A 12,134-nucleotide genomic window follows, 5' to 3' on the forward strand; every position below is an offset into this window, starting at 1 on the left:
CAGGTATGATAGTGGTATTACGAAAGAAAGGAGAATGGGAATTGACACTATCAACAATAACGATTAAAGATGTCCCGAAGGAAGATCGACCTCGTGAAAGATTACTAAAGCTAGGACCAGCTCATTTATCCAATCAAGAAATACTTGCTATTTTAATTGGAAGTGGTACGAAGGATGAACCGGTAATGTCGGTTGCAAATCGGGTGTTAATGCATTTTGATGGTTTAAAATTATTGAGAGAAGCCACAATCGAAGAATTGATTGCCATAAAGGGAATCGGAACTGCAAAAGGCTTGTTAATTCTATCGGCTATCGAACTTGGTAAACGTATGAATGAATACAAACCGAATGAAAAATATGTAATTAAATCGCCGGATGATGGTGCAGATTATATCATGGAAGAAATGAGGAATTTAACGCAGGAACATTTTGTCGTATTGTTTCTAAACACGAAAAACCAGATTATTCATAGGCAAACGATATTCATCGGTAGCTTAAATGCCTCTATTGTCCACCCCAGAGAAGTCTATCGAGAAGCAGTGAAGCGATCTGCAGCATCTATTATCGTCGCTCATAATCATCCCTCCGGAGATCCCGCACCTTCCCAGGAAGATATTCATGTTACAAGAAGATTGGTTGAATCAGGAAAGATGATTGGTATTGAACTTTTGGATCATTTAATAATTGGAGACCGAAAATTTGTTTCTTTAAAAGAAAAAGGATACTTATAATACTATCTATTTTAGAAGATTTTTCGTATAATTATATAAGAATTGAAATTAGAGCGCCATTTTTCGAGTTTTAATAGAAATTGGCGCTTGTTCTAATTTGAGAAACAAATAGAATAGTTTACTTATTTTAATTAAGATGCAATAATTAATGATTGTTTGCGACTTATATAATTAATCGATATAGTAAAACTACATATAAATGCGGAATTGTATCGGAAAGGGAGATATTATTGGGAATTTTTAACTTTTCACAGGATTTAGGAATAGATTTAGGGACCGCTAATACACTTGTTTTTGTCAAAGGGAAGGGTGTTGTTGTACGGGAACCTTCTGTTGTAGCAAAAAACATTACAACTGGCGAAATAGAGGCAGTAGGTAGTTCGGCGAGAAACATGATTGGAAGAACTCCGGGGAATATTTCTGTTATACGCCCTATGAAAGACGGCGTCATTGCGGACTATGAAACGACAGCCATCATGATGAAGTATTACATGAAACAAGCGATGAAAAAACGTTCTTTCTTGGCTAAAAAACCGAACGTTATGATCTGTGTGCCATCAGGAATTACGATGGTTGAAGAACGTGCCGTGATTGATGCTTCTAAACAAGCAGGTGCAAAAGATGCATTTCCGATTGCTGAACCATTTGCAGCAGCAATTGGGGCAGGGCTCCCTGTTTGGGAACCAACAGGGAGTATGATTGTGGATATTGGTGGAGGAACAACTGAAGTTGCCGTTATTTCTCTTGGCGGTGTTGTAACCAGTGAATCCATTCGGGTTGCAGGCGACAATATGGATGAAGCAATCATTAATTTCATTCGGAAAAATTATAGTTTGTTGATTGGTGAGCGATCTGCGGAGTCTATAAAAATGGATCTTGGTGTCGCAAGAAAAACAAATTCGGATGAGGAAATGGATATTCGTGGCCGAGACCTCCTAACAGGCTTACCGAAAACCATTACAATTACTGCAAATGAAATTTCTACTTCCCTGGATGACACGGTTGACGCAGTTGTGAATGCAGTAAAAATTACTTTGGAAAAAACACCTCCTGAATTAGCAGCGGATATTATGGATCGTGGGATTGTATTATCAGGTGGGGGAGCATTGCTCAGAAATTTAGATCAGGTGATAAGCGATGAGACTAAAATACCTGTATTTGTAGCAGATAATCCTTTGGAAAGTGTAGCAATAGGAACAGGTAAATCATTGGATTATATCCATCATTTCCGTTCCAGTCCTAATGTTTCATCTCGTTCTTTAAATTAATAAGTAGTAGGTGTTCTTATGCAATTTTTTCGTAACAAAAGACTATTTATTCTACTAATCGGATTTATCGTCTTGGTAGCATTAATAGGATATTCATTCAAAGATAGAGAAAATTTAACCACTGTCGAAAAATTCATCAATGATACAGTTGGATGGACACAAAACGTGATTCATACCCCTGTTACCTTTGTCACAGATATCGTGACAAATATAAAAGATTTCAAAAACACATATGATGAGAATCAGTTATTGAAAGAACAACTATCCCAATATAAGAGCTTAATTTATGAAGTTCAGGATATTGAAGAAGAAAATGAAGAGTTAAGGGATTTACTTGGTATATCAGAATCTGTCAGAGACTATGACCCCATACAGGCTACGGTTATCTCCAGGTCTCCAGAGCGTTGGGTGGAACAAGTAACCATCAATAAAGGAGAGCAGGATGGTGTCCGTTCTAATATGGTAGTCATTACTGCAGAAGGAATGGTTGGAAAAATTCAAAGTACATCTGAATTCACATCCACTGTACAGCTGTTAACCGGTTTTGATCAGTACAACCGCATTTCCGCAACCATTTCACGAGAAGATGAAAATGATATCTTCGGTATGATAGAAGGGTTTGATGAGGAAACCAATTCACTCCTCTTCCGAATTATCGAAGAATCGGAAAAAGATTTAGAAGAGGGAGAATTAGTTGTCTCCTCTGAACTAGGAGGAGAATTTCCAGCTGGATTGCCCATAGGTACTGTCAAGGAGGTAGTTTCGGATCAATATGGGCTGACTCGAATTGCGATGATTGATCCTGCTGCTGATATGTATGATTTACGTAATGTTATTGTAGTTGATCGTGCACTTGCTGAACCGATAGAAAGCAATGATGAGGAGGAAGATGAGTGATGAAACATTTATTTTTTCCTCTCATCCTCTTTCTTTTAACCATACTTGAGGGAGTAGCATTAGAACTATTACCATCTGACCTTGTGATGGGTAATCTTATGCTCGTACCTCACTGGGTTTTTGCTTTTTTAGTATACTTGGCAGTTTTCTATGATAAGGATCATACGTATCATTCCATTGTATATGCATTACTTTTTGGACTACTGATTGATGTCGTATATACGGGAGTACTTGGTGTGTACATGTTTTCCTATGGGTTGGCCACTTATATTATCCATGGTTTAAAGAAAATTCTACATGGGAACTTTTACGTATTAGTATTATTGGGAGCTGTCGGTGTACTCTTGGCAGATCTCTTTATATACTTGATTTATACTTCGGTGGGATTAGCAGACATGGTTTTTGAGGATTATACCTTCAGCCGGATGATTCCAACTGTTTTGTCAAATCTTGTATTTATATTACTTCTATATCCTTTCACCGCCAAAAGGCTTGCCAGGTGGCAAAGAGAACAACTAACTGGAAACCGGACACTGTGAGGAATCCTTCATAGTGTCCTTACATAAACAAGTTAGGTTAATTTTAATGAGGTGAACTTGCTGTGCAGGACAGGAAACAGATAATTACAATAAAAGGAACAAGAGAAGGACTTAGTATATTTATTGAGGATTCGTCATCATATAAGGATGCAATTAGAGAACTGGAAGAAATTATTAAGGCTAGCAAACCAAAAAAAGATGAACCTATCGTATCTGTGAAAGTTAAATTAGGGAACAGGTACTTAACCGAAGAACAAGAAAACGATTTAAGAAGTATTATCAGTATGGAAAATCGTTTCAAAATTGAAACGATAGAATCAGAGCTTATCCGAATAGAAGATGCTTTGAAATGGCAGGAAGATAGTGAGATAAAAGCGATAAATCGTATTGTACGGTCCGGGCAAGTTCTGGAAGTTAAAGGGGATTTGCTATTAATTGGGGATGTCAATCCTGGTGGTAAGGTTGTATCAACCGGAAATATCTATATCATGGGTAATTTATTTGGGATTGCTCATGCGGGTGCAGAAGGTGATCCTGATTCATTTATAGTAGCTTCATATATGAAGCCGACACAACTTCGAATTGCTGATTATATAAGCCGTGCACCTGATTACGAATCTGATGGTGTATATATGGAATGTGGAATCATCGATGAGGAGCAGGGCAAAATTATTATTGATTCGTTAAAAGTTCTTTCACATAAACGTAAGGAAATAAGCGGATTCGAAAGGAGAATGAATAATGGGTGAGGCAATTGTTATTACTTCCGGAAAAGGCGGGGTTGGTAAAACCACAACGTCAGCAAATATAGGGACAGCACTGGCTCTTATGGATAAAAAAGTTTGTTTAATAGATACAGATATTGGTTTAAGAAACCTTGATGTAGTAATGGGACTTGAAAACAGAATCATATACGATATCGTGGACGTAATCCAAGGGCGCTGTAAACTTAAGCAAGCACTCATTAAGGATAAACGTTTCGATTATTTATCTTTGCTTCCTGCAGCGCAAACTAGTGATAAGACAGCGGTAACTACGTCAGGAATGAAAGAAATAGTCACTGAATTAAAACAAGAATATGATTATATTATTATAGATTGTCCCGCCGGTATTGAACAAGGATTCCAGAACGCAATTGCCGGTGCGGATAGAGCAATTGTAGTAACCACTCCAGAAAAATCCAGTGTTCGTGATGCTGACCGAATTGTAGGATTGCTTGAGAAGGAAGATATGAAAGAGTCTCCTAGATTAGTAATCAATCGTATCCGAAATCATATGATGAAAAGTGGAGATATGATTGATGTAGATGACATTGTTCAATTATTGTCTATTGATTTAATTGGAATCGTAATTGATGATGATGAAGTGATCAAAGCATCAAATAAAGGGGAACCAATTGCACTTAGTCCAAACTCAAAAGCATCTCTTGCTTACCGAAATATTGCCAGAAGGATACTCGGTGAAACCGTTCCATTACAATCACTTGAAGATGATAAAGGGGTACTAAAGAGATTGAAAAAATTTATTGGTATGCGTGCGTAAATCGTCAAAGAGAATAGATCTCTTATTTGATTCCTAGATATGGTCAAAGATGTAATGAAATCCTAACTTCATTACATCTTTTTTGTTCATACATTATTCCTTTTGTACATATAGATGTATAAATGATACTGAAGGAATGTGAGGAAAATGGACAAAGATATCAAGAAAATCAGAAAGTCGATTGAACAGCGTAAAAAAGTGCGTGGAGTAAATCCAGGCACAGGTAGTAGCAAGCAATTATTTTCACCATTTCCAGAAACAGAGGAAAAACATGGTTATTATCCTGTGTTTACAGGTACTGGAGAATCTAATGGGAAAAGTAATGGGGCTGCTGGAATCGCTGTGAAGGGTATATTATCAGTCATGCTTTTCTTTGGTACTGCAATCGTATGGCAAACGGATTCCGATATCTTACAAAAGCCTAAAGAATGGACAAGCCAGGTACTGACTGACGAATTTCCCTTTGCAAAAGTAAATGTATGGTATAAAGAAACATTTGGCCAACCATTATCCTTATCACCCAGTTCAACTGCACAAATGGATCAAAATCAGGAAATAGCCCTACCTGTAACAGGCAACATTACAGAAACCTTTCAGGTAAATGGAACAGGCATCATGATTAGTCCTGGTGAAACAGCAAATGTATCAGCAATTCGAGAAGGAGTAGTCATTTTTTCAGGAAATGACAGAGAGACGAATAAAACGGTAACTGTTCAGCATTCAGATGGATCAGTATCCAATTATGGAAATCTTAGCTCTATTGATGTACATCTATATCAATTTATCTCAGGAAATCAACGGATAGGAAGCTTTGTCCCTAACGCTGAAAATGAGACTGTTTATTTCTCCATAACGAAAGATAATGATTATATTGATCCAGTCCAGGTGATTCAGGTTGATGAATCTAACTAATTATGTACCAAGTATTCACATTCATCCTGTTCTATACATTTTCATTGTAATTTCCTTTATTACCGGCACATTTTTGGAATTATTTATTATTTTTTTTCTCGTCCTGTTTCATGAACTGGGCCATTATACAGCTGCGAAAGTATTTAAATGGAGAATAAAGAATATTGTGCTTTGGGTCTTTGGTGGAGTTATGGACACAGATGAGCATGGGAATAAGCCGATGAAAGAAGAAGTACTTGTTACTATCGCTGGACCATTTCAGCATCTTATCATTTATTTCTTTTGCTTTTTGGCTGAAGCATTTCAAATTTTCCCTTTGTCTGTACTGGAACTCATACTTTATTATAATACGATCCTATTTATTTTTAATCTTATTCCCATTTGGCCATTGGATGGAGGGAAATTACTTCTTTTATTAACTTCTGCATACTTTCCCTTTAAAAAATCGTATCACTTTACCATTCTATTTTCGATGGTTACCATTGTCATCGTCTTAATCATACAACTTCTATTTTTTCCTTTTACATTAAGTTCTTTTTTTATATGGATATTTCTATTCATGGAAAATAGGACAGATTGGAAACAGCGATTCTATGTCTTTATGCGCTTTTTACTAAGGAGATATGATGGAGAGTCTTCAATTAACGGAGTCGTACCACTGCATGTTGCATCGGAAAGTTCTTTTTTAGAAGTGTTTTCGCAATTCAGAAGAGAAAAGAAACACCCAATTTATATTATCTATCCCGGCAATGAACGTAAATCGGTGGATGAGAGTGACTGTCTGCAAAGTTACTTTTATGAAAAAGCCTATAATCATACAATAGGTGACATATTTCTTTATAAATAATTGTGAGCTTGACAAACAGTGAAGAATCATGATATTATCAATACGTTATTCATCGTAGCACCCGTGCTACAACCGCACAGAACAGGTCTTAAACTCTTCGGAGTACCTGTATGGCGAGTCTGAGTCTATTAAGGAGGTGCAAGTATGTACGCAATTATTGAAACAGGCGGTAAACAAATTAAAGTTGTTGAAGGCCAAGAAATTTATGTAGAAAAAGTTGCAGCAGATACAAGTGAATCTGTTACTTTTGAAAAAGTTCTTTTCGTCGGCGGAGATGATGTTAAAGTTGGTGCTCCATATGTTGATGGTGCTACTGTAACAGCTAAAGTTGAAAAACAAGGCCGTCAGAAGAAAATTACTGTATTCAAATTTAAAGCAAAGAAAAACTACCATCGTAAGCAAGGTCATCGTCAGCCTTACACAAAATTAGTGATTGAAAAAATCAATGCATAAGGGTTTTGGAATATGATTCTAGTAACTGTAAATCGATCAGACAATCAAATTAAATCTTTTGAATTATCTGGACATGCTGATAGTGGTCCTTACGGCTATGATCTTGTATGTGCAGGAGTATCGGCTGTATCAATTGGAACAGTTAATGCAGTAATGGAATTATGTGAAACAAACCTGGACATCGAACAAGGCGGAGAAGGCGGTTATTTATCTGTAAAACTCCCGAATCAACTTCGACCAGAAATAATGGCAGAAGTACAGCTTTTGTTCGAGGGTATGCTCATATCACTAAAATCAATTGAACTTGAGTATAGTGAATTTATAAAGATAAAAAATAAATAAGGAGGTGTAATCCATGATACGTCTTGATTTACAATTTTTCTCAACTAAAAAAGGTGCAGGTAGCACAAAAAACGGTCGTGATTCTGAATCCAAACGTCTTGGTTCAAAACGTGCCGACGGACAATTTGTAACAGGTGGATCTATTTTATATCGCCAACGCGGTACGAAAATTTACCCAGGCGAAAATGTAGGCCGCGGTGGAGATGACACTCTTTTCTCTAAAATCGATGGTGTTGTGAAATTTGAACGCTATGGTAGAGATCGTAAAAAAGTAAGTGTATATCCGGTTGCACAAGAAGCATAATTAATCTTATAAAAACTCCAGCCAATTCGTTGGCTGGAGTTTTTATTATGAATTTGTTTTTGGTTATTGGAACAGGTCCTATATAAGTCAACAACACGTAGCACAACGTTGAACTATCACCCGTCCTTTTGTATGGGTTCGTTACTAACACAGCTACAAAGGAGCTTCCGCTTTTAGTAGATTTCTGCTATACTTTTCATCATAATGGGGTGAGAGCGTAATGAGTGAGGAAGTTATTCATGTTTTACAGCATTATCGCCACGATTTAATGAATCGGTTGCAGGTTGTTCAAGGTTATTTAAGTATGGGGAAGACTGAAAAAGCAGAAGAGAAACTTTATGAAGTTCTGAATTTTTACAATGAAGAACGCAAATTAATGAGTTTGAATGTGCCTGCCTTTATGCTCTGGATTCTTGAGTTCAATAGTAACTTTGAAAATTTCCGTTTAACGTATAAAATCCATGCAGAGTATAAAAATGTGCATATATCAGATTCTATATTAGTAGAACAGTGTCGGGAAATTATGGAGTTTTGTATCAAGGAACTTGATCCACTAGTTCTTTATCAAGTATTTCTTGAATTGAAGGAAGTACCAAATAAGCCCATCATGAAAGTTGTCTTGTTCATAAATGGTGACAAAGAGATGGATGGACTTGTGATAGAGGAAATGAAAAATAAATTTGTGAACAAAGAAATTGACATAGATAGGACAATTGATGGTTTAATTATCGGTTTTTCGGTACCATGTCAATAATGAGGTGAATGGAATGTTTGTAGATCAGGTCAGTGTATATGTAAAAGCTGGTGACGGGGGTAATGGTCTCGTTGCTTATAGAAGAGAAAAGTATGTGCCAATGGGCGGACCTGCTGGTGGAGACGGTGGAAATGGTGCAGATGTAGTTTTTAAAGTTGATGAGGGGCTCAACACACTTATGGACTTTCGATATAACCGTCATTTCAAAGGAAAACGTGGCGAAAATGGAATGAGTAAAACCCAGCATGGGAAAAATGCAGCGCCATTAGTCGTGGATGTTCCCCCTGGGACGACAGTATTCGATGAAGATACTGGGGAAGTAATTGCTGATTTATTGGTACATGAGCAGCAGGCAGTTATTTCCAAAGGAGGCAGAGGTGGCCGCGGAAATACGCGTTTCGCTACACCAAATAATCCTGCACCAGATATGGCAGAGAACGGCGAACCAGGTCAAGAACGTAATATAAAAGTGGAATTGAAGCTAATTGCAGATGTAGGTCTTGTTGGTTTTCCAAGTGTTGGTAAATCAACATTTATATCTGTAGTAAGTGCAGCAAAACCTAAAATTGCAGATTATCATTTTACAACACTGTCTCCTAATCTTGGTGTTGTGGACACAAGCGATCATCGTAGTTTTGTTATGGCTGATCTTCCAGGATTAATTGAGGGTGCATCCGAGGGGGTTGGTCTTGGACATCAATTCCTACGACACGTAGAACGTACGAGGGTCATTGTTCATGTAATTGACATGGCAAGTACGGAGGGTCGAGACCCATATGAAGATTTTATGAAAATTAACAAGGAACTGGAAGAATATGATGAAAAATTAATGAAACGGCCGCAAATTATTGCAGCTAATAAGATGGACATGCCGGGTGCGAAAGAAAACCTGGAAACATTTAAAGAACAAATTGGTGAGGACTATCCGGTTTATGAAATGTCTGCACTAACCAAAGAAGGTTTAAGGGATATTCTTTTCGCAATAGCTGATACGTTGGAAGCTATTCCGAAAGTAACGACTGAAATAGAGGATATCGACGAGACGGTAGTATATCGTCATCAAAAAGAAGAAGCTCCGTTTAAACTTACTAGGGACCCAGACGGCGCCTATGTACTCTATGGTAATAAGATAGAAAAGCTATTCAAAATGACTGATTTCCAACATGATGAAGCAGCGCAACGCTTTGCTCGTCAAATGCGAGGAATGGGTGTAGACAAAGCACTTAGAGAACGTGGGGCTAAAGATGGAGATATCATTCGTCTATTGGATTATGAATTTGAATTTATAGAATAGATAAAGCAATAAAATGCTTTTGGGGGAGGAAAGATTTTGACAACAATTGGTTATTTAGGTCCAAAGGGGACATTTACAAAACTGGCAGTAGATACTGCGTTTAATCAAGAAGCAACACGGGGTTTTAAAACAATTCCTGAATGTATTGATGCTGTAGACAAAAATGAAATCGAAATCGGTGTTGTTCCATTAGAAAACGCGATTGAAGGTACGGTGCAATTAACCGTTGATTATCTTGTTCACCAGGTAAGACTTCCCGTTGCTGCAGAATTAATAGTTCCAATTCAGCAGCATTTGCTTGTAAGATCTGATTTCGAAGGGGATTTATCAGATATTTCGGAGGTACATTCACATAGTCATGCAATCGCACAGTGCCATCAATATTTACATCAGCATTTACCTGAAGCCAATATGGTTTTCACAACATCTACAGGTAAAGCGGCAGAATTGGTAAGTGAAAGCAGGGAATCCATAGCAGCAATTGGTAACAAACTAGCTGCTAGGGAATATGGTTTACGAATTTTCAAAGAAAATATTCATGACTATCCGAATAATCATACACGTTTTCTCGTATTATCGAAGAACGAAGAATTGGTAAAGATAAACCATCCGATTCAAGTAACAAAAACAACCTTGTTAATCACATTACCAAGTGATCAGGCTGGTGCATTGCATCAAATATTATCGGCGTTTTCTTGGAGAAAAATGAATTTATCAAAAATAGAATCCCGTCCAACCAAAACTGGATTGGGAAATTACTTCTTTCTCATCGATGTAGACCAGCCGTATGATGATGTATTGTTTCCAGGTGTAAAGGCTGAATTGGAATCATTGGGATGTAAAGTGACTATTCTTGGTACATATCCTGTCTACCCTTTAAATATTTGAGACAAGCCGTCCACAGCGTATATCGCAATGGGCGGTTTTTTTTAAGAGGTAAATATAAAGTATGACATAAATTAATTCACACACATACACAGCCACGTCGCCTTTCAACGCTTAAGTGTATTGTACTTACCAATTTAATTGGATAGGTTTTAAAAATTGATGGGCAACTTTTTTTCTTTTGGTGCATATGCTGATATAGAGTAATTAGCCCAGATTTATATGCAATGAAAGGAGCATGGTTCATTTTGAAGATACACATTGTTCAAAAAGGAGATACATTGTGGGAAATTTCAAAAAAGTATGGTGTTGATTTTGAAGAATTGAAAGGAATGAACACACAATTATCTAGCCCTGATATGATTATGCCGGGAATGAAAATTAAAGTACCTGGTTCAACAAAAGCAGTAAAAAAAGAATCAGTTGCGATAAAGGAAACAAAAAAGGAAGCCGTTCAACCGTACAAGGACACTTCCCCTACGCCAATAGCAGCAATTGAAGAGGATGATTATCAGATTCAGAAGCCTGTAAAACCTGAAATGCCAGTTCCTGCAATGCCACAAATGCCAATCATGGAACAGGATATTAAACAGTATACGACAATAAATTTCCCTCAGATGCCTCAAATGAAAGCTCCACAAGTAAAACCGGAAAAAAAGGAAGTTAAAAAGGAAGAAGTGAAAAAGCAACAACCGATTCAAAAACCAATGCAGAAACCAGTGCAGCAACCAATGCAGAAACCAGTGCAGCAACCAATGCAGAAACCAATGCAGAAACCAATGCAGAAACCAATGCAGAAACCAATGCAACAACCAATGCAACAACCAATCGATCTGAAACCTGCCCAGCAACCAATGCAACCGATACATCAACCGCCAGTATATCAGCCTATACATCACCAGCCAATGCAGCCTCCGTTCCATCATGCGGTTCCTGTTTGCTGGCATTTTCATCCACTATGCTGCCATCCTAGTAGCTATCATCAATTTCAAATGCCTTTTGATGGACAGATGGAACCAGTTTTTCAACCGCCAACACAAGTTGCACCAATGTCTGACTGTGGTTGTAATGGAAGCCAATTAGTTCCCTATCCTAATCAGCAGATGAAGCCGAGCATGGAGAACATGCCGAATGCATATCCGTCACACCAATCCAATCCCGGTATGTATCCTCCACAATTTGGAACGATGCCGGAAGATGGAGATTTTTATCCAAAACCACCTTCATTCCCGAATTTTTCAGCACTTCGTAAAGAAAAAGAAAATCAAGAAGATGAATAGCGTACATCACCTGAGGCGAATCTTATTCGTCTCTTATTTTGTTTTGCATTCAACAAATTTCACATCTCCACAGCTATATTTTTTGA

15 protein-coding genes and 1 other annotated feature are annotated in these 12,134 nt (G+C 37.5%); all 15 genes read left to right on the top strand.

The genetic code is table 11. The annotated features are described in order from the left end of the window. Positions 1-5: 5 nt before the first annotated feature. The 15 genes from radC (at position 6) to safA (ending at position 12,048) form a co-directional block, all read left to right on the top strand. Complete coding sequence (gene radC / locus ACFOUV_RS02265) at positions 6-731, top strand: RadC family protein (protein WP_379495143.1); 726 nt, start codon at positions 6-8, stop codon at positions 729-731. Positions 732-961: 230 nt separating this feature from the next. Further along, positions 962-1,999 (top strand): rod shape-determining protein, encoded by a 1,038-nt coding sequence (locus ACFOUV_RS02270; RefSeq protein WP_379495144.1) that lies wholly within the window; start codon positions 962-964, stop codon positions 1,997-1,999. A gap of 18 nt (positions 2,000-2,017) precedes the next feature. After that, positions 2,018-2,896, top strand: coding sequence for a rod shape-determining protein MreC (mreC, locus tag ACFOUV_RS02275; RefSeq protein ID WP_379495145.1), 879 nt, complete (start codon positions 2,018-2,020; stop codon positions 2,894-2,896). Beyond that, on the top strand, positions 2,896-3,435 hold the full coding sequence (gene mreD / locus ACFOUV_RS02280; RefSeq protein WP_379495744.1) for a rod shape-determining protein MreD: 540 nt from the start codon (positions 2,896-2,898) through the stop codon (positions 3,433-3,435). Before mreC ends, mreD begins: the two co-directional genes overlap by 1 nt. Before the next feature lie 62 nt (positions 3,436-3,497). Then, positions 3,498-4,184: a septum site-determining protein MinC gene (gene minC / locus ACFOUV_RS02285; RefSeq protein ID WP_379495146.1), complete on the top strand. Its 687-nt coding sequence runs from the start codon at positions 3,498-3,500 to the stop codon at positions 4,182-4,184. Further along, positions 4,177-4,977 (top strand): septum site-determining protein MinD, encoded by an 801-nt coding sequence (gene minD / locus ACFOUV_RS02290; RefSeq protein WP_379495147.1) that lies wholly within the window; start codon positions 4,177-4,179, stop codon positions 4,975-4,977. Before minC ends, minD begins: the two co-directional genes overlap by 8 nt. A gap of 147 nt (positions 4,978-5,124) precedes the next feature. Beyond that, a complete protein-coding gene (locus tag ACFOUV_RS02295; RefSeq protein ID WP_379495148.1) occupies positions 5,125-5,889 on the top strand; it encodes a peptidoglycan DD-metalloendopeptidase family protein in 765 nt (254 codons plus the stop codon). Then, positions 5,876-6,736 carry a site-2 protease family protein gene (locus tag ACFOUV_RS02300; RefSeq protein ID WP_379495149.1) on the top strand — a complete coding sequence of 287 codons (861 nt, stop codon included), beginning with the start codon at positions 5,876-5,878 and terminating at the stop codon, positions 6,734-6,736. The genes ACFOUV_RS02295 and ACFOUV_RS02300 overlap by 14 nt, the downstream gene beginning before the upstream one ends. Before the next feature lie 60 nt (positions 6,737-6,796). Beyond that, positions 6,797-6,867: a sequence feature (ribosomal protein L21 leader region), on the top strand. Between the two features lie 13 nt (positions 6,868-6,880). Further along, positions 6,881-7,189, top strand: a complete 309-nt coding sequence (gene rplU, locus ACFOUV_RS02305) for a 50S ribosomal protein L21 (RefSeq protein WP_379495150.1) — start codon at positions 6,881-6,883, stop codon at positions 7,187-7,189. 12 nt (positions 7,190-7,201) lie between these two features. Next, positions 7,202-7,531, top strand: coding sequence for a ribosomal-processing cysteine protease Prp (locus ACFOUV_RS02310; RefSeq protein ID WP_379495151.1), 330 nt, complete (start codon positions 7,202-7,204; stop codon positions 7,529-7,531). Positions 7,532-7,544: 13 nt separating this feature from the next. Next, positions 7,545-7,835 carry a 50S ribosomal protein L27 gene (gene rpmA / locus ACFOUV_RS02315; RefSeq protein WP_379495152.1) on the top strand — a complete coding sequence of 97 codons (291 nt, stop codon included), beginning with the start codon at positions 7,545-7,547 and terminating at the stop codon, positions 7,833-7,835. 220 nt (positions 7,836-8,055) lie between these two features. Further along, positions 8,056-8,589, top strand: coding sequence for a Spo0B domain-containing protein (locus tag ACFOUV_RS02320; RefSeq protein ID WP_379495153.1), 534 nt, complete (start codon positions 8,056-8,058; stop codon positions 8,587-8,589). A 13-nt stretch (positions 8,590-8,602) separates the two neighbouring features. After that, a complete protein-coding gene (gene obgE, locus ACFOUV_RS02325; RefSeq protein WP_379495154.1) occupies positions 8,603-9,883 on the top strand; it encodes a GTPase ObgE in 1,281 nt (426 codons plus the stop codon). Positions 9,884-9,919: 36 nt separating this feature from the next. Beyond that, positions 9,920-10,771, top strand: coding sequence for a prephenate dehydratase (gene pheA / locus ACFOUV_RS02330; protein WP_379495155.1), 852 nt, complete (start codon positions 9,920-9,922; stop codon positions 10,769-10,771). Positions 10,772-11,016: 245 nt separating this feature from the next. Beyond that, positions 11,017-12,048, top strand: a complete 1,032-nt coding sequence (gene safA, locus ACFOUV_RS02335; protein ID WP_379495156.1) for a SafA/ExsA family spore coat assembly protein — start codon at positions 11,017-11,019, stop codon at positions 12,046-12,048. The last annotated feature ends 86 nt before the right edge of the window (positions 12,049-12,134 follow it).

It is taken from the genome of Oceanobacillus longus, from assembly GCF_042650085.1.
Lineage (GTDB): Bacteria > Bacillota > Bacilli > Bacillales > Amphibacillaceae > Oceanobacillus > Oceanobacillus longus.